This window comes from Pedobacter sp. Leaf194 (genome assembly GCF_001423945.1).
Classification (GTDB): Bacteria; Bacteroidota; Bacteroidia; order Sphingobacteriales; family Sphingobacteriaceae; genus Pedobacter.
On the sequence record NZ_LMPU01000001.1, the window covers coordinates 783185 to 804312 of the forward strand.

Here is a 21128-nt window from a genome sequence, read left to right on the forward strand (position 1 = left end):
TGGATTTATATTTTAGTTACTGAAATGCTTAACTCAACATCATCAATGATGATTTTGTTTGCATTAGTTACAGTATCCGTTAATTCTAGTTCATCGGCTAAAATTTCTGCGCAAATGTATGCCATGTTTTTATTAACCGCGGTAGTTACAAGGTTATCATTTTGTAAAGCTACCTTAATCCTATCGGTTACTTCGAAGTTCAAATCCTTACGTAAGTTTTGAATTCTGTTAACCAACTCACGGGAAATTCCCTCTTGTTTCAACGCTTCAGAAATTGTCACATCCAGCGCAACTGTTAAGCTGCCTAAATTTGTAACCTGCCATCCCGGAATGTCTTCTGCAATGATTTCAACATCGGTCAACTGTACTTCATATGAAATCGTTTCGCCAAATTCGGGGTCAGTTTCAATTGCTATTTGTCCTGCATTTTCTAACGTAAAAATGTTTTCCTGACTAAAATTATTAATTGCGTTTGCAACTGCTTTCATATTTTTACCAACCTTTGCACCCAGCACTTTGAAGTTTGGCTTTACTTTCTTCTTTACGATGCCATGCGTATCGGTAATAAATTCAATGTTTTTAACATTCGTTTCTGAAAGAATGTAATCAGCTACTTTTGAAATCTTTTCCTCAAAATCATTACTTAAAGACGGAATTAAAATTTTCTCTAAAGGCTGACGAACATTGATGCCGGACTTTTTACGCAACGATAATACCATTGAAGATATATTTTGCGCATAAACCATTCGCTCGTTTAAATCTTTATCAATTAGGCTTTCATCTGCAGGCGTCCATAGCGTTAAATGCACTGATTGCTCGGCATTTTTATCATTTACGCTCAGATTTCTGTATAACCAATCGGCAAAAAATGGCGCAACCGGACTCATAAGTTGTGCCAGGGTTTCAAGGCAGGTGTAGAGTGTTTCATAAGCAGCACGCTTATCATCAGTCATTTCACCCTTCCAAAAGCGTCGACGGCTCAGCCTGATGTACCAGTTGCTTAAATGCTCATCAACAAAAGCCTGAATGGAGCGTGTTGCCTTTGTTGGCTCGTATGCATTGTAGGCATCATCAACTTCATTAATTAAGTTTTGTAGAAGGGATAAAATCCAACGGTCTAACTCCGTTCTGTCTTCAACTTTACTTAAATTATTTTTGTCGATTTCGAATTTGTCGATGTTTGCGTATAAGGCGAAAAATGCATAAGTGTTATACAGCGTTCCAAAAAATTTACGGCGAACTTCCGCAATTCCTTCGATGTCAAATTTTAGGTTATCCCATGGGTTTGCATTCGAAATCATGTACCAGCGTGTTGCATCGGCACCGTACTCGTTAATGGTTTGAAAAGGATCTGCGGCATTGCCCAAACGTTTAGACATTTTCTGTCCGTTTTTGTCTAACACCAAGCCATTTGAAACCACATTTTTATAGGCTACCTTATCAAAAACAAGTGTAGATATTGCGTGTAAAGTATAAAACCAGCCACGTGTTTGGTCTACACCTTCAGCAATAAAATCTGCCGGAAAATCTTCATTGCTATCAATGCTTTCCTTATTTTCAAAAGGGTAATGCCACTGAGCGTACGGCATGGCGCCAGAATCAAACCAAACATCAATTAAATCGCTTTCCCTGGTCATCGGTTTGCCAGCCGCCGAAACTAAAACAATTTTATCAACTACATTTTTATGCAGGTCAATCAAATCATAGTTTTCTTCAGACATGTTACCAATTTCAAAACCCTTAAACGGGTTCTCTTTCTGGTAACCTGCAGCGATAGATTTTTCGATTTCCTTGTAAAGCTCCTCAACAGAACCAATCAAAATTTCTTCTTTTTTATCTTCCGTTCGCCAGATTGGCAAGGGAATTCCCCAATACCTCGAGCGTGATAAGTTCCAGTCGTTGGCGTTTTTTAGCCAATTGCCAAAACGCCCTTCTCCTGTAGATTTTGGTTTCCAGTTTATCGTTTCATTAAGATCGAACATTCTGTCTTTAACGTCCGTAACCTTAATAAACCACGAATCTAATGGGTAATATAGCAACGGTTCATCTGTTCTCCAGCTGTGTGGGTAGCTGTGTACATATTTTTCAACTTTGAAAGCCCTGTTTTCTTCTTTTAATAAAATTGCAAGCTCCACATCTACCGATTTTTCTGGTGCTTCGCCTGCGCTGTAGTATTCGTTTTTAACGTATTTGCCTGCAAAAGGGCCAACATGCTTTGTAAATTTTCCCTGCAAATCTACCAGTGGTACAAGAACGTCGTTATCGTCCATAACAAGCATTGGTGGTATTTCGGGCACCGCTTCTTTTGACACTTTAGCATCATCTGCACCAAATGTAGGAGCAGTATGTACAATGCCGGTTCCGTCTTCCGTCGTTACAAAATCGCCAGCAATTACCCTGAAAGCATTTTCAGGATTTGTGTATGGTAATGCGTAGGTTAAAAGCTGCTCGTATTTAATGCCAACTAATTCAGTTCCTTTACATTCAGCAAGAATCTGGTAAGGTATTTTTTTATCGTCAGCCTTAAAGTTTGCAAAGTCTCCGGCTTCATTAGTTTCAAAGAAAATCTTTCCAAACTGTTTGCCAACAAGGTTTTTAGCTAAAATAACATATGCAGGCAGAAAAGTATACTGATTAAAAGTCTTAACCAAAACATAGTCTATTTTCGGTCCAACGGTTAAAGCAGTATTGGATGGCAAAGTCCAGGGCGTGGTGGTCCAGGCCAGGAAAAATACTTCATCCATCCCGGTTAATTCCGGCGAGATGTTAAAGGCTTTGGTTACGGTATTTACATCAATGTCTCCAGAATAGGAAGCAATGCTTTTAAATTGCGCAACAATTGTGGTGTCGGTTACATCGCGGTAGGCACCAGGTTGGTTAACCTCGTGCGAGCTTAAACCTGTACCGGCTTTTGGCGAGTAAGGCTGAATGGTGTAACCTTTATAAATTAATCCTTTATCGTAAATTTGTTTTAAAAGCCACCAAACCGATTCCATATATTTCGATTTGTAGGTAATATACGGGTCGTCCATATCTACCCAGTAACCCATTTTTTCAGTCAAGTCGTTCCACACATCTGTGTAACGCATTACTGTTTTTTTACAGGCCTCATTATAATCTTCGATCGAAATTGTTCTGCCAATATCTTCTTTGGTAATACCCAGTTCTTTTTCGGTACCCAATTCAACAGGCAAACCGTGGGTATCCCAACCTGCTTTCCTTTTAACCTGGTAGCCTTTAATTGTTTTATAGCGACAAAAAATATCTTTAATAGCACGAGCCATTACGTGGTGAATCCCCGGCATACCGTTAGCAGAGGGCGGTCCTTCGTAAAAAGTAAACGGATTGGATTTAGGACGCGATGAAATGCTCTTTTCAAAGATGTTTTCTTCTTTCCAAAAATCCAGTATTTCTTGCCCTATTTTGGCAAGGTCTAATTGTTTAAATTCGCTATACATCAATCAAGTACCTCAAAAAATTAAGGTTGCAAAGTTAAAGTTTTTCGCTCAAATTTGGTAGTTTTGGTGTAAATACTTTAACGTGAAATTATTTAATATCGGGCTTTCTGTAATGATTTTTGCTATAATTTTACTACCAGTTTTTGCTGTCATTAATCCTGCCAACCGCGATTTTGTGCTTTACGCATTTTATTTCTGTGGCCTGCTCGAACTAATTGGACTTGTTTTTGTTTTAGTCCATATCATCAAACTCAAAAGAAATTCGCCATGATAAAGCTCCTCAAATTACAAAAAGCCGTGTTCGTTCTCATTCTTGGCGTGCTTTCGTACATTGCTTACCGTGTTTTGGAAGCTAATGAGGTAAGTTGGGCCCGTTATTTTCAAATTCTAGCAGGCGTTTTAGTTATGGTAGGTGCGCTTTGGATGTTGTATCCCATTTTATTCGCTAAAAAAGACGATGACGGGAACGCAGAGATTATTACCGACCCAACTGTTGAGGCTCCTGTAGATGAGGAAGAAGAAAAGCCAGCAACAGAGTAATACGAGTTTATTTGCTGGTTACACCTGGCTAGTTATTCTCTCCTGATTTCTCTACAGAGAAGTTTTCATTTAATTATTTTGAAAAGCAAATGCAGTAATCTGATTAACGTTAGTCCTGCTGTTCGCTTTAGTCGCTCAATAAAAAGTTTCGCTGCTGTTCGCTGCCATCAGGTTTAACTAACTTAAGCTGTTACACGTAGGTTAGGTTTCTTTTAAACTGCCTTTGATGAAAAATCCTGGTCAGCCGTCTAACTCACCGTCTAATCATATAACCAGATTTAAATCGCGGGTTATGTTTGTTGCGCTTTACTCCACTGCCTTATATTTTGCGGCAATGTTAGCTCTAGCTAAAAGCTACAGACAAGCCTTTAACCTAAAAAGTTAATGGTCAAATTCGCCAATATTTTTCGCCGATTCTTCATCAGAAATTAGATTTCTCACCTTCTTTTTATCTAACCATAAAACCAGTGCCGGTAATAATGTTAAGTTAAAAATGAGCGCTACAAATAAGGTTATAGAGAGGAGGAGACCAAGAACAACTGTACCGCCGAAAGTTGATGCCGTAAAAATACCGAAACCAAAGAAAAGAATTAAGGCAATATGCGTCATACTTACGCCTGTTTCTGTTATCGTATCCGTAACCACCTTCGGAACGCTGAAGTTAGTTGAGTTCATTTCCTGCTGATAGCGGGTAAGAAAATATATGGTTTGATCAGACGCTAATCCAAAGGCAATGGTAAAAATTAAAATTGTTGATGGCTTCAGCGAGATATCGAAGTAGCCCATAATACCAGCAGTGATAATTAGGGGTACAATGTTTGGCAATAACGAAATAAACATAATGCCCAAACTTTTAAACTGTGCTAAGCGCAACAGGGAAATCAAAACGATTGCTAAGCCAATACTCTCGAACAGATGCCTTAACATATAATCCGTCCCTTTTGAAAAAATTACACTCGAGCCTGTTAGTTCAACATCAAACTTATCGGGTGGCAAAATGCTGTCAATGCGGGGTTTTAGTTCTGCCATAATCGCATCTAAACGCTTTGAACCAACATCGGCCATTTGGAAACTGATTCTTGTGCTTTGATTGTCTTTACTAACGAAGTTGGTTAACAAACTTGCATTTCCTTTACCGCCACTTGCAATGTATGCTAAAATGAAATTTTTCTCCATGTTATCCGGCAGGCGAAAAAAAGTTGAGTCGTTGTTGTAAAAAGCCTGGGTTGCATACTTTAAACCCATATTTACGGAAATAGAACGCGAAAATTCTGGATAAGCGGAAATCATTTTTTCCATCTTTTCCATGCGCTTTAAATTCGTTAGGTTAAATACGCCGTTCTTCTTCTTAGTATCCACACTTACCTCGAGCGGTAAAATGCCTTCGAAATTTTTTTCAAAAAACTTTAAGTCTGTTAATATTGTGGAGCTTTTTGGCAAATCATCTACTACATAACCATTTACATTAATTTTTAGCACGCCAATAACAGCGACTATAGAAATAATAATGGTTCCAATATAAATAAGGCTGCTTTTATGCTGAACAATGTTATCGGTTTTAACCAGCAACTTGTGCAAAAAGCCTTCTTCTACATGGTTTTGTGCCTGCAACTTTGGTGCAGGCAAATAGCTAAAAATAATCGGGATTAAGCATAAACACATTAGCCAGGTAATCATTACATTGATGGATGCAACGCTTCCAAACTGCATTAATAACTCACTGCCGGTAAAGTATAAAACTCCGAATCCTATTGCGGCAGTAATGTTGGCAATAAGCGTTGTAACCGCAATTCTTTCGATGGTTAGGCTCAACGCCCGTTGTTTATTACCATCTTTCCTCAATTCGTTTTGGTATTTATTGAGCAATAAAATACTATTCGGAATACCAATAATTACGATAAGTGGCGGAATTAGTCCGGTCAAAATTGTTAATTCGAAGCCGAATAAAACGAGCGTACCTATGCTCCAGATAACACCCATCACAACCACTAAAATGGGGAAGAAGACAGCATAGAATTTCCTGAAAAAAATCAACAAAATTATTGCAGAAACTAAAATTGATAGGCCTAAGAACAGCACAAATTCGTTGCTAACGAGTTTACTAACCGCTGTACGGATGTAGGGCAGGCCAGAGATATGAACCTGTATTTTTGTTTTAGCCTGGAAAGCCAGGGCTTTTTCTTCGATTTGTTTTAGAATTGGATTTCGTTGCGCCGTATTTAAAATTTTGGTATCAAAAGTAATCGCCATCAAAGTAGCATTTTGCTTATTGTACACCAATCCTTCAAAAAAGGGCGTGTTAAATAAAACATTCTTAATAGAATCCATTTCAGCATCGGTTTTTACCATGCCGCCAGGTATTGCTTTAAGTACAAATTTTTGTCCAACGGTATCCTTCTCCAATTGGAAAATTTTGCCGGATGACAAAACAGCTTTTATGCCTTTTAACTTTTGTATTTCATTTGAGAGTTCAACCCAGTCATTGTAAATATCTTTCTTAAATATTTCTGGCGATTGAATACCAACAACCATCACACTACCATCTTCGCCAAACGTTTTTTTGAAATTATTGTACTTAATAAAGGCGCTATCAGTTACCGGCAGGATTTTACTCCCTGTATAAGAGAGCTTAACGTTTTTGGCTTGATAAGCCATGAAAAGTGTACCCAGAACAAAAAATACGATAATTGCAATACGGTTTTGAAGAATAAACCTCGATAGCTTAACCCACATGAGTAGTCTAGTTTAAATTATAATGATAACGGCAAAACTAATGTTATTTACAAATCGGAATGATTTTTTGCGTAATTAAATTTGCACAAATAACATACTTTTGGAAAAATTGTTTTAGTGGCATGTTGCACAAAGTCAGGGGTATTGTTTTAAAAACGACTAGTTACAGCGAGAGCAGTGTAATTGTTCAGGTATTAACCGATAAGTTCGGTATGCAATCTTACCTCATAAACGGTGTAAAAAAGCCTAAGGCAAAAATAAAAATGAACATGCTGCAGTCTCTGCACCTGCTGGATATGGTGGTTTATCACAAAGTAAATACCAATATTCAAAGGGTTTCTGAAGTACGGCAGACGCCGGTTTTTAAAAGTATTCCATATGATATGGTAAAAACCAGCATTGTGATTTTTTTAAACGAAGTGCTGTATAAAAGCATCAGGCAGCAATCTGCAGATGATAGCCTGTTCGATTATATATTTAATTCAGTAGCGTGGTTTGATGAGAGTGAAGAACTTAATCCAAATTTCCATTTGTCATTCCTTTTAAAACTGACACGATTTTTAGGTTTTTCTCCTAATGAGCGAAGAAGAACCGACCAGATTTATTTTGATTTACAGGAAGGCGAATTTGTATCAAGAGTTCCAATACATTCTAATTACCTGCAATTAGAAGATGCCATGAGTTTTGTGTTGTTGTTTAACACACCGCTTGAAAAGATTTCTGAAATTAAAATGAGCAACCAACAGAGGAGATTCCTGTTGGATAAGATATTGGTTTTCTACACCTTACATACCGCTTCGTTTGGTGAGGTACAATCTCATAAAATACTGGAGACTTTGTTGAGTTGAAAAAAAATAAAAAAGATTTGCGAAACAAGATTATAGCGCTATATTTGCATTCCCAAAAGGAAAGGGAAATTAGCTCAGCTGGTTCAGAGCACCTCGTTTACACCGAGGGGGTCGGGGGTTCGAACCCCTCATTTCCCACACTAAGCCTTTTAGTTTAACTAAAGGGTTTTTTTATAAAATATTGCAATCCTTTAAAAAAGGGAAATTAGCTCAGCTGGTTCAGAGCACCTCGTTTACACCGAGGGGGTCGGGGGTTCGAACCCCTCATTTCCCACACCAAGCCTTTCAGAAAACTGAGAGGCTTTTTTCTTTTAATAATCCCGAAGTTCGATGGGATAATTTACCAATAAGTTAGTCGTAAATGTTCTGTGCTTTTTGATTTATTTATTCGGTATTATTCAATATTATATCCGAAATTGGCAAATAATAATCAGCCAGCAGGCGGTATAAATACATGGGTAAAATAATCCGCTTTATTTTTTTTGGAAATTACTTTGTAGGTCTTTTGGCCGTTGCTTTAACAATAGAAGCTACATTTCAGCTACGTTTGCCTTTCAATTCGGTCAACTATTATCTATTACTTTTTTTAGCGCCGACCATTTACTACACTTACGCTTACAATAAGGTTTCTACCAACCCAGCAACTACAAATCCACGAAACAAATGGTATTTCAAGCACAAAAACTTCATCAATTGGAGTCAGCTGATTTTGTTTATCATCTGTATGTTATTGGCGGTAAATCTCCTTTATCAAAACTTCAGTAATATCTTCAGGTTGCCGGTGAGTTACTGGATAGCGATTGCAATGATTATAACCGCCGGCATTTTATATTATGGTTTATTGCCAAAATCATTTTTGAACTTTAGCCTTCGTAATACCGGCTGGTTAAAAGCCTTTGTTATTGGATTTGTTTGGGCATGCTGCGCAAATGTGTTACCACTAATAATGTTAAAAATTGAAACGGGTATCGGCTATCACGATTCTGTGTTATGGACCTGGCTGTTTATCAAAAACTGGATGTTTTGTACTGTCAATGCGATCATTTTCGATATTAAAGATTATCCTACGGATGCTAATAAACACCTGCGAACCTTTGTAGTGCGTTATGGACTGCGAAAAACAATTTTTAGTATTCTTATACCTTTGTTGATAATCGGGCTAATTTCTTTAGGCGTGTTTGCAAGCTATAAAGGTTTTGGATGGCCACAGGTTCTTTGCAATATTCTGCCTTTTCTTTTAACCATTTACGTGGCCTATTCCATGCACAAAAGAAAAAATATTCTGTATTATCTGATGGTGATTGATGGGCTGATTCTTTTTAAAGCCATTTGCGGCATTATTGGTATGCAGTTAGTGCAATAGCCAATTTATCTACTCAAAACGGCAGATAATTTGACCTTACATTAGAAACTGAATTCAAAAGTGGGATATCCAGCTTCAAAATATTTAATTAGCAATGCTTAACAACTACGACAAAATAGCGAATATTTACGACAAGCTTAGCCGGTTAATATATGGGAAAGCACAGGTAAACGCCCAGATTAATCAGTTAAAATTTATTCCGAAAGGTGGTTCAGTGCTTATCGTTGGCGGTGGTACCGGGTGGATTTTGGAAGAAATTTCAAAAATTCATCCATCAGGCATAAAAATTACTTATGTAGAGATATCCGCAAAAATGATAGCGCTCTCTAAAGTAAGGGCTATAAGTGGCAACAGCGTTAAATTTGTGAATTTTGCTATAGAACAATTCGATTCAGAAGAATTATTCGATGTAATTTCAACGCCGTTTTTGTTTGATAATTTCAACGCATCGAGAAGTGAAGAAGTATTCTACCTACTACATAACAGGTTAAAACCAAATGGCCTTTGGCTGTTGGTAGATTTTACTTTAAAGGAAAAAGGAGGAAAGTGGTGGAAGTGGATGTTGCTCAAATCCATGTATTTGTTTTTCAGACTGCTAAAAATTGTTGAGGCCAAAAGGCTGATAGATATGGAACCTTACTTTTTAACGGAAAAATATACAATGCTCGAACAACGACTTTACTACAGCCGATTTATCAAATCGACTGTTTTCAAAAAGCATGATGAGTGCAAAAAGGCTTAGAATAAAAGTGAACCTGCGATGGTTGCGATGAACATTGCTGCCATCACTATTCTGTCAGCATTAATCCATTGAGCTCTGGTTAAAGGGGTTCCCAATTGAGATTCACTGTGTGATTTCTGCCTGGTAAATTTGAAAACTTGGGTGTCTAATTTAATGATCATGGCAAATGTTTTTATAGGTTATTTGCGATAAAACAAAAGCCAGGCCAAAACCTCCTTAAAATGTTGAATTGTTAATAACTCGTATTTCTTTGTTAACTAATTGATATTTATACTTTTGCCCGTTATTAATTTCAATCTTTAAAAAGGTGTGTTGTATGAAAAACGAAACAGGTTAATGCTGTTTTCTGTACGGGAAGCCAATCATTAATTTATCCTCCTGATTTCAATTTACTATTCTTCTTACCATACCAAAAATAGATTGCAAGGCCGATAACAAGCCATACCCCAAGCCTTAACCAGGTCTCCCATGGCAAGAAAGCCATCATAATAAGACAAACTAAAATACCAAGGATAGGAATTAAAGGTACAAATGGAACTCTAAATGGCCTTTTAGCCTCCGGGTCTGTCTTTCTGAGAATGAGAATCCCTACGCATACCATAAGAAACGCCAACAGGGTGCCAATACTCGTCATTTCGCCGACCACATTCATGGGCACAAACGCCGCAAACAATCCGATAAAAATGCAGAGCATAATATTCGATTTCCATGGGGTTTTGAATTTTGGGTGGACATCTGAAAATATTTTTGGCAGCAAACCATCTTTACTGATGGAATAAAACATTCGCGACTGCGCCATTAAATCGATTAAGATAACCGAAGTGTAACCAATTAAAATAGCCAGTATAATGGCCTGGCTCAGCCAGCCATATGGTGTTTTTTCTATAGCGATGGCTACCGGAGCGCCACTGTTCGCAAAATCCTTGTAGTTTGCCAAACCGGTCATCACGTGGCCAAATAAGCCAAATAATACCGTACAAACCAACAACGACCCAATAATACCAATGGGTAAATCTCTTGACGGATTTTTGGTTTCCTGGGCAGAAGCGGCAACAGCATCGAAGCCAATAAACACAAAGAAAACTAAACCCGCACCACGTAGAACTCCACTCCAGCCGAAATGGCCAAAGGTGCCCGTGTTTTCAGGAATGTAGGGGTGATAGTTTGCCGGGTCGATGTATTGCCAACCCAGGGCGATAAAGACCAACACCACCCCAACCTTTAAAAATACTATGATGCCATTTACAATAGCAGAGCCTTTTGTACCACGAATTAGAATGGCGGTCATTAACACCACCACCAAAGCAGCTGGAATATTTACGATTCCGTTCACGGTAGAACCGTCAGCAAGTTTTGCCGTTTCGAAAGGCGATAAAGTAAGTTGCGGCGGCAGGTAAATGCCCATACTTGAGAGGAAACGTGTTAAATATTGCGACCAGCTTATTGCAACAGTTGCGCAACCGACAGAATATTCCAACACTAAATCCCAACCGATTATCCAGGCAAACAGCTCGCCCATTGTCGCGTAAGAATAGGTATAAGCGCTACCAGCGACAGGAATCATTGATGCAAACTCTGCATAGCACAATGCTGCAAACCCACAACCCAACGCTGCAATTACAAAAGAAAGCGTTACCGCAGGACCAGAATGGTTTGCTGCAGCCAGTCCCGTTATCGAAAATAGCCCTGCACCTAAAGTTAAGCCAACACCAATCAATATTAAATTTACCGGCCCTAAGGTTCTTTTCAGCGTTCCTTCTCCACTTTGATTTGCCTCTGCAACAATGCTCGCAATTGATTTTTTCATCGAAATAAGTTATGGTTCCGCAAAATTATCAAAATATATTAAATCTACCTTGTTTGTATATTTTTTGCGAAGATATTACTGCTACCCGCTGTTATATTTTGGTGTGATGTGATGGCTCCTTCTCTTGTACATCAGAATTATGACTCCCCGGAAATTTTTACGCTTTTAAACAGACCCATTATTGCAACCACTTTTTTTAGCAGCACAGGCTTCGGAGGTTTTTTGCAAAGACCTGAAAAGTTTAAACCCGATAGAGCCAAATAGCACCCGATTTTCTTTTTTAAAATCGGGACTATGGGGGATAGCGGGACGACTGAAACCGACGAATTACTGAACCAGCTTTACAAAAAAATCAGAGAAATAATGCACAAAACCTGAGCACAAAAATTTTTATCAAAAAATAATCAATTGATTTATAAGACTTTATGTAAATAAGTAAAATTATTTTAGTACTATGTATTGCATAGTATTGTATAAAACATATATCTTTGTTTTATGATAGCAGAAAATACGCAAACACAAATGCGGAAGGGAATTCTGGAGTACTGTGTTTTATCAATCATCGCAAGAGGAGAAATTTATGCCTCGGATATTATTGCTGAATTAAGGTCGGCAAAGCTTTTGGTGGTTGAGGGCACACTATATCCATTATTAACCAGGCTTAAAAACAATGGTTTATTAAGCTACAACTGGGTAGAATCTACCTCAGGGCCGCCCCGCAAATACTACACCTTAACTGAAGCCGGTAAGGGCATTTTATCTCAATTAGACCAAACCTGGCAGGAGCTGGCTTATGCTGTGGGTATTTCACAAAAAGGAGCCAACTCGTAAAAAATTATAACCGCAAAGAAATGGAAAAGACCATCATCATAAATATAGGCAACACGATAATCCACATTGAGGAAAGTGCCTACGAGCTTTTGAAGGCTTATTTAAACGAAGTAAAACAATATTTTGCCAATCATGCAGATGATTTGGAAATTGTTACAGATATCGAAAACCGGATTGCAGAACTGTTAACTGAACAATTAGAAGAACAGAAAAAAAAGGTAGTTGATGCAGGCAATGTCAATTTTGTAATTGGCCAGATGGGCCGTGTTCAGGATTTTGATAACGCGGAAGCTACGACAGAAGAAGAGCCGGTTGTTAATGCAAGTTTCCAGGCACAGCCTACCGGTAAAAAACTTTACCGCGATATGGACGAACGTGTTATTGCGGGCGTTTGTGCAGGTATTGCGCATTACCTTGATTTTGATGTAAAATGGATTCGGCTGGCTGCAGTTTTAACGGTTTTTTTGGGAGGAACCGGTATTCTGGTGTATGCTTTGTTATGGATTATTATGCCAAAGGCAACTTCCAGGATCGAAAAAATGGAAATGAAAGGCGAACCAGCAAATCTTCAGGGTTTTCAGAAGAACTTAGATGAAGAATTACAGGCGGTAAGGGAGCGATTATCTGAAGCAAACAAACATGCGCAACCCGTTTTTGCTCGTTTAGGCAACTTCATAGGCGAATTTGTTGAATGGCTTGGCCGCTTTATATCAGGAACAGGACAGGTTATTTTTAAGCTCATTGCCATTGTAATTGTCATCTTCGGCGTGCTGTTTTTGTTGGGGTTAATTGTTGGCGTGGCTGCTTTTCAAGGCTTTTGGGATGCAAGCATTTATGAATACTTCCCTTTTTCTATTGTTAACGAAGGTAACCGCGGCGTAATTTTGTTCAGCGCTTTTATTGTTTGTTTCATCCCTGTGTTAGCCCTTGTTCTGTTCTCCATCAGGGTTGCTTTTGGCAAACAAGCCATAAACAAAACCCTTTCGTTCGCACTGTTAATTATATGGTTGGCAGGTGCTGCCGCGGTTGGTTATCAGGCCGCAAAAATTTCTTCAGAATTTAAGCAGCATGCAGAACTAACGCAGACTACGGAACTTAAAACCCTGCCAACTTATATTATCGATATTGATAAGAGCAAGTATTTTAGTCGGGAGGATAGCATCGCTTACCACATTGATGCAAATCAAAAAAACCAGGTTGTGGTTGATGATTTTGAAGATGGTCCGTTTGTATCGCCGAACAACATCCGCATTAACATCAACAAAAGTGAAAATGGTGTAAGCCGTATTGTTCAAAAGTACGAATCGCAGGGAAAAACTTTTCGTAGTGCCTTGCAGAATGCACAAAACATTAGTTATAGTTACAGCTCAAAAGATGCTTCTTTGGTTTTCAACCCACGATTTCAGTTAAGGAAGGGTACGATTTGGAGAAATCAGGAAGTTTGGATAAACCTCGAAGTACCTGTGGGTACAAAGTTGGTTATTAAACGAGATGCTTACCGCTACGTTAATAATTACGGAACCTGGGATTGCGACGATAAAGAAAGTGATTCGAATGATTACAGTACCTGGATAATGACGGACGATGGCTTGAAGTGTGTTGCGCAATTGAAAGAAGAAGCTGTACAGAAAAAGAAGTTAAATCAGGAACTGATTGATTTGGAAGCAATGAAAAAAAGCAAAGTTGCAGATACGATTTACCAAGATTCTGTTTCGAATCGAATTAGAGAAGTGAAGCAGGAGTTGGGTATTAACGTTGATGAAAATCAATAACATTAACCTCCACTATCACCGCAAGAAATCAGTTTCAATAAAGCCAACCAAGACTTAAAAAGCCTGCTTTCTGCCAACCGCGATAAAAACATTGCTGCGGTTTAGGGTAGACGTGGCAAATACCAGAAGAAAGAAATCTATGAAAACATTATTTATGCTAATTGCATGCCTTGTGGTGTGTGGGGCTTCCTTTGCCCAAAAAATCGGAAAGCTTTCTGGGAAAGTTGTCGACGAAAAAGGTCAGGGTTTGCCCTTCGCTATCGTAAGAGTTTTAAATTCTCCTGATACAACAGTAGTAAAAAGCGGTTCTACCGGTGTTGATGGAGAATTTATGTTCGACCAGTTGAAAAATGGCAGTTACCAGTTGTCGATTTCGATGATGGGTTACCAAACCAAAAAAACTGCCTCATTTGAACTAAGCGGCGAACTGAAAATTGCAAACGTTGTAATGGAAGGGGATGCCAAACAGCTTAAAGAGGTTAGCGTTCAGGGTCGGAAACCTTACATCGAGCACCAAATGGATAAAACCGTTTTAAATGTTGAAAACAGCATTGTTTCTTCCGGTAGTACGGCTCTTGAGGTTTTGGAAAAAGCACCTGGAGTACAGGTTGACCGCCAAAGTGAGCAGATAAAGCTAAATAACAAATCGGGCGTTACCATAATGATTGATGGTAAAACTAACTTTTTATCGGGTGCCGATGTGACAACTTTGTTGAGTAACATGAGTAGCGACCAGATTGCCACAATTGAACTGATTACCAATCCTTCATCAAAGTACGATGCCTCCGGAAACGCTGGTATCATCAATATAAAACTCAAAAGAAATAAGGCATTTGGTACGAATGGAACGGTATCGGTAAACGGCGGACAAGGAATTATGCCCGATTCGCCTACAGACCTGGTTCGTGCAGGCGTGAATTTGAATTTGAATCATCGCGAAGGAAAATGGAATATTTTCGGAAATGGCACAGTGGCCAGAAAAGCAAATTTTAACAATACCTACTTAACGCGTACTACTTTTGCAAATGGCCTGGCAAGTGATTTTACACAAGATTTTGATAGAAAAAATAAGGGCGTTGGCGTGCAGGGAAAGCTGGGTGCCGATTATTATGCTTCAGAAAAAACGGTTTTTGGGGTAATGGTGGATGCAAACACCGTAAATACGAGGTTGGATAATTTTAGCAATACATTCATCCGCGAAGTCCAATCTAACATCACCAGCAATAATTCAGTTCTGCAAAATGCCTTTTCAAAATCGCCCACTAATAATTTGACAGCAAACTTTAATGTTAAACACGATTTCGATAAAACGGGCAAAAACATCACTTTCGATGCTGATTATTCAAATTTTAACAACAAAAAAAATGAGGAATTTGATGCAAGGTATTTAAATCAAACCGGGCAGCAAACCAATAATACCTTATTGAGAAATAACACCGATGCTAACATCGATATTTTTGCGGCTAAAACCGATTTAACATTACCGGTTAACAAAACGATGAAGTTCGAAGCTGGTTTAAAAAGCAGTTACGTTATAACCCATAATGATTTCCTATCAGAACAATTTTTGGCTGGTGCGTGGCAAAACGATTTAGGCAAATCGAATAATTTTATTTACAAGGAAAACATTAATGCAGCTTATGTAAACTTCGGAAAAGAATGGAAAGTTTGGCAGATACAGTTGGGCTTAAGAGCAGAACATACACACTCTAACGGAAATTCTGTTACCAGCAATAAAGAGGTAGACCGGAATTATCTTTCATTATTTCCGACAGCTTTTGTAAATCAAAAAATTAATGCTAATAACAACATCAGGTACTCTTACAGTCGCCGGGTAGACAGGCCAAACTACCAGCAGCTTAATCCGTTTGCCTTCTACATGGACCCATATGCGGTAGACCAGGGCAACCCATACCTTAAGCCACAGTTTACAGATAATTTCGAAGTTGGTTATAGCTACAAAGAAATTTCCTTTTCTGTTAACTATTCAAACACTAAGGATTTGATTACGCAAATTAGTCAGCAAGATGAAGTAACGAGAATTGTGAGCGTAATCAGGCAGAATCTTGGGCGGGCGCAAAACTATTCGGCCAATTTGTATTTCCCGGTGAAGGTTGCAAAATGGTGGAGTATGCAAAACAATGCAAGTTTATATTACAACAAGTTTTCTGATGGAAACCTTGCGGGTGCGACTTACAGTGCAGGTAAATTAGCTTACAATTTTAATACCTCACAATCATTTATTTTGCCAAATAACTTTACTGTAGAAGTGAGTTTCTGGTACAATTCTCCAAAAGTTTATGGTGTGGAGCAAACTACAATTCCGCAATATGCATTAAATGCCGGCATCCAGAAAAGCATGCTTAACAAAAAACTAAAATTAAGGCTAAACATGGATGATATTTTATTAACTAATTATTGGAAAGGAGCGCTTAACTACCAGAATGTAAATTTGCAGGTTACAAATCACTACACCAGCAGACGAGCAAATTTCAGCATCAGTTATGGCTTTGGTAACCAGAATGTGAAATCTGCCAGAACAAGAAATACTGCCACAGAGGATATAAAAGGACGGGCTGGAGGATAAAAGCCAAACTAGAACTATATAAAAAAAACATAAATAATTTGTATTCACCATCAAATCAAAAAGATGAAAAAGATAATCTTTGCCATTTTGGCTTTAATAATTTCGCTAAACTTTGGCTGTAAAACAAACAACAGTAACTTGAGTATTCAGGTTAAAGACACCGATACAAAGTATACTTATGATGCAAAATATCCTGCAAATAAGACTGCCCGGCTAGCTGAATACTTTGCCAAACACACAAATATTAAATTGCCTTTGAGCCAGGCTACCGACCGGATAGTGATTTTGAGGGGTGGCGAAAAGTTTAAGCTATCAGCAACTGAAGGGGTTTTGAGTATCCGATTTGATAAAACAGATAATCAGCAAACGGCTTATGGCGAAATTAAAAAACTAACAGCGGGCATTAGTGATATTTTGAAGGCGAATTAGATTTTGTTATTGATTATTAGGGCGATGTATTTAGTTATATCGCCCTTTTTCATTTATATTTGATTTTAGTACCAGACTCCTTAGCTCAGTTGGTAGAGCAACAGACTCTTAATCTGTGGGTCCAGGGTTCGAACCCCTGAGGGGTCACTAATTACATTGAGGGCTGTTCGCTGATTGAGAATTTTCGAAAACCCCCGTCATTATATTTTGGCCGCTACATACTCAAATTAAAGTTTGCTATAACACAAATGCCTTTTTTTTGAATTAATCTGCATGGAAGTTTGATAAATCAGTTTCTATTGGCAAATTTGCAGTTAATCAATCCTAACCAAAATGAAAAAATTCCTTCTGCTCATCACCTGTTGCTACTTAATTATTTTTACTGCGCATGCACAATCAAAGCCACCATTTTGGGATGATGTTCAAACCATTAAAAAGTACGACCAAATGTTTAAGCCACCAGTTAACCCGGTGCTTTTCGTTGGGAGTTCATCTATAAGGAAATGGGATAACTTAACACAGATTTTTGCTAAATACAATGCCTTAAAACGTGGCATAGGTGGGGCGGTAATTAACGACATTACTTTTTATTTGAATGATGTTGTTTTCCCTTATCAGCCACGCCAAATTGTACTCTACGTAGGTGAGAATGATATTGTAAACGATAAGGTTACCGCAGATACGGTTCTAAATCGAACCATAATTCTTTATAAAGCCATACGGGCAAAATTGCCTGCTACGCCCATTGCTTACATCTCCATAAAACCAAGCCCTAGTCGCGATAAATTCAGAGAAAAGGCAATAGCATCAAATGAATTGATTAAGAAATTTTTAGCCGGCGAGCAAAACACCAGCTTTATTGATATTTTTCCTAAAATGCTACAGGATGGTAAATCACGAAGCGAATTATTTGTGGGTGATATGCTGCACATGAACCCTGAGGGCTATAAAATTTGGGAAAAAGCTGTCAAGCCTTATCTGATAAAATAAATCCATATATTTATTTTCCTATCATCCGAGGTAACCATGAAGAAAATTTTGCTGGTTTTAAGCTTGTTTTTGCCTGCTTTTTCTGCAATCGCCCAAGATTTGCTGGGTATTCCACAAGTTGTAAATTACAATAATGAACAGTACAATGGCGGCGTTCAAAACTGGGACGTACAGCAAGACAAGAACGGCATTTTATATTTTGGCAATAACGAAGGCCTATTAACTTTTAATGGCCGTTACTGGAGCATTTACCGTTTGCCAAATTTTACTTCAGTACGTTCTATCGCTATCGATTCTAAAAACAGAATCTTTATCGGCGCACAGGATGAAATTGGTTATTTTTTTCCTGACACTAAGGGTGTTTTAAAGTACAATTCGTTAGTAAAACTACTACCCGAAAATCTTCGTAAGATTGCTGACATCTGGGACATTTCCATCGTAAACGACGAGGTTTTCTTTCGCTCGGTAAATGCCATTCTTCAATATAAAGACGGTATAATAAAAATCTACAAGCCGGCAGATACGTGGTCATACTTAGGAAAGGCAGGAAACAAAATTTATGCGCAGGCAAAAAACGCAGGCTTATTTTTTTATGATAAAGAAATATGGAAACCGGTTTGTTCCCACCCGGTTTTAAAAGAATCTTCAATCACTTCCATTTCTGCATACAACGGCGATACATTGCTGGTGTCAACTTTAAAGAAAGGTTTTTTCCTCATTTGCAACAACCAGCTTGTTCCGTTTAAAACAAAGCTTGATGACGTCTTTTTTAATGATCGTGTTTTTTTTGCGAGTCAGATGAACAAGAATCTATATGCTGTTGGTACCACATCCGGCGGCGTATATTTAATAAATAAGCAAGGCGAGCTTGTTCAGCGGTATAATTATCGCGAAGGACTTCAAAACAATAATGTAAGAGGAATTTTGTTAGATAGCGACAAAAATATGTGGCTTGCATTGGATGATGGAATTGCTTATGTAGCGATTAATAGCGCAATAAAAAATATTTCACCGGATAGAAACAAGCAGATAACAAGTTATGCTTTTAGAAAAATAAACCAGCGTATATACATTGGTACTTCAAATGGTCTTTATACCTCTAAATTAGATAACAGAAGTGCAGATTTAAGCCTGTCAACTACCGGCTTCGGCGAAGTTGTAAATACCAAAGGACAGGTTTGGGGTTTAGATGAGATTAATAACCAATTGTTAATGGCTCATGAGGATGGCGCCTTTACTGTTAACGCCGACGTTGCCAAGCCAGTTTATGCGCTTCCCGGAACCTGGATGTTTCAGCCGCTGCAAAATGTCTATCCGGCAAAAAATGTGCTCGTGGGCACTTATTCTGGTTTGCAAACCATCAATTTCGCAAATGGAGTATTCACAAACGGCGATAAAATACAAGGCATATCAGAAACTTTAAGATTCATTGTTGTTGGCAACGATGACAAAATCTGGGCCTCGCATCCGTACCATGGCGTCTACAAGATTGAGCTATCAGCTGATAGGAAAAAGGTGATTAAAACAACTTTGTTTTCGGACAAAGACGGGCTGCCTTCAAAGTTATATAATTACGTTTACAGGATAAAAAACAGAGTTGTTATTGCCACTGTGAATGGAATTTATGAGTACGATGAAAAACAAAATCATTTCTACAAATTTAAGCTGTTTGGTAATGCGTTCGACAATATTTCCATTCAGTACTTAAAGGAAGATAATGATGGTAACGTTTGGTTTGTAAGTAATAAAAAGGTTGGCGTTGCAGACTTTTCAAAAAGCACCGCAAACAGGCCTTTCACCATGATTTACCTTCCAGAATTGGATGGTAAAGTTGTTGGTGGCTTCGAATCTATTTACACACTTGATAATGAGAATATCTTTATAGGCGCTAACAAAGGTGCTTACCACGTAAACTACAAAAAATACTTGAAAAACCTGAGTAAACCGCGGGTTGTTATTGGTTCTATAAAACTGTTCGGTCAAAAAGATAGCCTTGTTTTTGGCGGTTACTTCACAAAAAACGGACTTGCCATCCCAAAGCAGGATATTTCAAGAATTCCCGAATATAAAAACGCCTTAAATTCCATTCATTTCGAATTTGCATCAACACTTTTCGAACATGAAAAAAATACAAGGTTCAGTTATCAGCTGGTTGGTTTTGATGATTCCTGGTCTGAATGGACTTCCAAAAGCGAAAAGGATTATACCAACTTGCCGCATGGTGAATATACTTTTAATGTGAAAGCAAGAACCGATGTTGGAAATGAATCTGCTGTGGCAAGTTATACATTTGTGATTTTACCTGCCTGGTACAGCACCATTTGGATGAAACTTGCTTACCTGGTGATATTTTTATTGTTGATTAGGCTTTTGATTAGGTGGCAAAAAAAGAAACATATCAAGGAACAGGAAAGAATGAGCTATTTGCACCAGCTGGAACTCGATAGAACGGAAAAGGAAATAGTTAGGTTGCAAAACGAAAAGCTTGAAGCTGATGTAACTTACAAGAACAAGGAACTCTCTACAATGACTATGCACCTGGTTCAACGCGGAAAGGTACTTGCGAAAATTAAGGAGGTAATTTCTTCAGTAATTAAAAATCAGGAAAATGTAACCGAAAATTCTCCAAGTTTTCGCCACCTCATCAGGTTGATAAAAGACGTTGAGAAAAAAGATCAGGAGCTTGATCACCTCAGTGTCCACTTCAACCATGTTAATACAGAATTCTTCAATAAGCTAAAAGATTTATATCCGGATTTAAGTCAGAACGATTTGAAGTTTTGCGCTTATCTTTCGATGAACTTATCATCAAAGGAAATGGCACAGCTGATGAACATCACCATAAAAGCTGTAGAAGTAGGGCGATACCGCCTAAGAAAAAAGCTAAATCTTAAGCCCGAAACGAATCTTTATGAGTTCCTGATGGAGATTTCGAGGCAAAAAAGCGTTTAAAATCATCCGTTAATCGATTTCTTCTTATTTTATCAATGTATTTTTCAAATTGCTGTAAATCAACATATTAAGGTTG

General features: G+C 38.2%; 13 protein-coding genes and 3 tRNA genes. 13 read left to right on the forward strand and 3 right to left on the reverse strand.

Translation table 11 applies throughout. The annotated features are described in order from the left end of the window. Positions 1-5: 5 nt before the first annotated feature. On the reverse strand, positions 6-3458 hold the full coding sequence (ileS, locus tag ASG14_RS03585; RefSeq protein ID WP_056869667.1) for an isoleucine--tRNA ligase: 3453 nt from the start codon (positions 3456-3458) through the stop codon (positions 6-8). 267 nt (positions 3459-3725) lie between these two features. Here ileS and ASG14_RS03590 point away from each other — a divergent pair, with 267 nt between their 5' ends. Beyond that, positions 3726-3998 carry a hypothetical protein gene (locus ASG14_RS03590; protein ID WP_056869668.1) on the forward strand — a complete coding sequence of 91 codons (273 nt, stop codon included), beginning with the start codon at positions 3726-3728 and terminating at the stop codon, positions 3996-3998. Positions 3999-4379: 381 nt separating this feature from the next. Here the strand turns inward: ASG14_RS03590 and ASG14_RS03595 are convergent, their stop codons facing one another. Then, complete coding sequence (locus tag ASG14_RS03595; RefSeq protein ID WP_235528503.1) at positions 4380-6731, reverse strand: RND family transporter; 2352 nt, start codon at positions 6729-6731, stop codon at positions 4380-4382. Positions 6732-6853: 122 nt separating this feature from the next. Here ASG14_RS03595 and recO point away from each other — a divergent pair, with 122 nt between their 5' ends. The 5 genes from recO to ASG14_RS03620 all read left to right on the forward strand — a co-directional run bounded on the left by recO (position 6854) and on the right by ASG14_RS03620 (position 9684). Then, positions 6854-7579, forward strand: a complete 726-nt coding sequence (gene recO / locus ASG14_RS03600; protein WP_056870227.1) for a DNA repair protein RecO — start codon at positions 6854-6856, stop codon at positions 7577-7579. A 63-nt stretch (positions 7580-7642) separates the two neighbouring features. After that, positions 7643-7717, forward strand: a tRNA-Val gene (locus ASG14_RS03605). 61 nt (positions 7718-7778) lie between these two features. After that, positions 7779-7853 (forward strand) — tRNA-Val (locus tag ASG14_RS03610). A gap of 180 nt (positions 7854-8033) precedes the next feature. Next, positions 8034-8942 carry a hypothetical protein gene (locus ASG14_RS03615; protein ID WP_056869669.1) on the forward strand — a complete coding sequence of 303 codons (909 nt, stop codon included), beginning with the start codon at positions 8034-8036 and terminating at the stop codon, positions 8940-8942. Positions 8943-9036: 94 nt separating this feature from the next. Next, positions 9037-9684, forward strand: a complete 648-nt coding sequence (locus tag ASG14_RS03620) for a class I SAM-dependent methyltransferase (protein ID WP_056869670.1) — start codon at positions 9037-9039, stop codon at positions 9682-9684. 370 nt (positions 9685-10054) lie between these two features. Here the strand turns inward: ASG14_RS03620 and ASG14_RS03625 are convergent, their stop codons facing one another. Continuing rightward, positions 10055-11491, reverse strand: a complete 1437-nt coding sequence (locus ASG14_RS03625) for an amino acid permease (RefSeq protein WP_056869671.1) — start codon at positions 11489-11491, stop codon at positions 10055-10057. 495 nt (positions 11492-11986) lie between these two features. Here ASG14_RS03625 and ASG14_RS03630 point away from each other — a divergent pair, with 495 nt between their 5' ends. The 7 genes from ASG14_RS03630 to ASG14_RS03660 all read left to right on the forward strand — a co-directional run bounded on the left by ASG14_RS03630 (position 11987) and on the right by ASG14_RS03660 (position 21052). Beyond that, the gene (locus tag ASG14_RS03630) at positions 11987-12322 is read left to right on the forward strand and encodes a PadR family transcriptional regulator (RefSeq protein WP_056869672.1); all 336 of its coding nucleotides are present in this window, start codon (positions 11987-11989) and stop codon (positions 12320-12322) included. A 20-nt stretch (positions 12323-12342) separates the two neighbouring features. Next, complete coding sequence (locus tag ASG14_RS03635; RefSeq protein WP_056869673.1) at positions 12343-14094, forward strand: PspC domain-containing protein; 1752 nt, start codon at positions 12343-12345, stop codon at positions 14092-14094. Positions 14095-14233: 139 nt separating this feature from the next. Next, positions 14234-16681, forward strand: a complete 2448-nt coding sequence (locus ASG14_RS03640) for a TonB-dependent receptor domain-containing protein (protein WP_056869674.1) — start codon at positions 14234-14236, stop codon at positions 16679-16681. 63 nt (positions 16682-16744) lie between these two features. Next, complete coding sequence (locus ASG14_RS03645; RefSeq protein ID WP_056869675.1) at positions 16745-17110, forward strand: hypothetical protein; 366 nt, start codon at positions 16745-16747, stop codon at positions 17108-17110. 74 nt (positions 17111-17184) lie between these two features. Further along, positions 17185-17257, forward strand: a tRNA-Lys gene (locus ASG14_RS03650). Between the two features lie 186 nt (positions 17258-17443). Continuing rightward, positions 17444-18100, forward strand: coding sequence for a GDSL-type esterase/lipase family protein (locus tag ASG14_RS03655; protein WP_056869676.1), 657 nt, complete (start codon positions 17444-17446; stop codon positions 18098-18100). Positions 18101-18136: 36 nt separating this feature from the next. Beyond that, complete coding sequence (locus tag ASG14_RS03660; RefSeq protein WP_056869677.1) at positions 18137-21052, forward strand: triple tyrosine motif-containing protein; 2916 nt, start codon at positions 18137-18139, stop codon at positions 21050-21052. Positions 21053-21128: the final 76 nt, after the last annotated feature.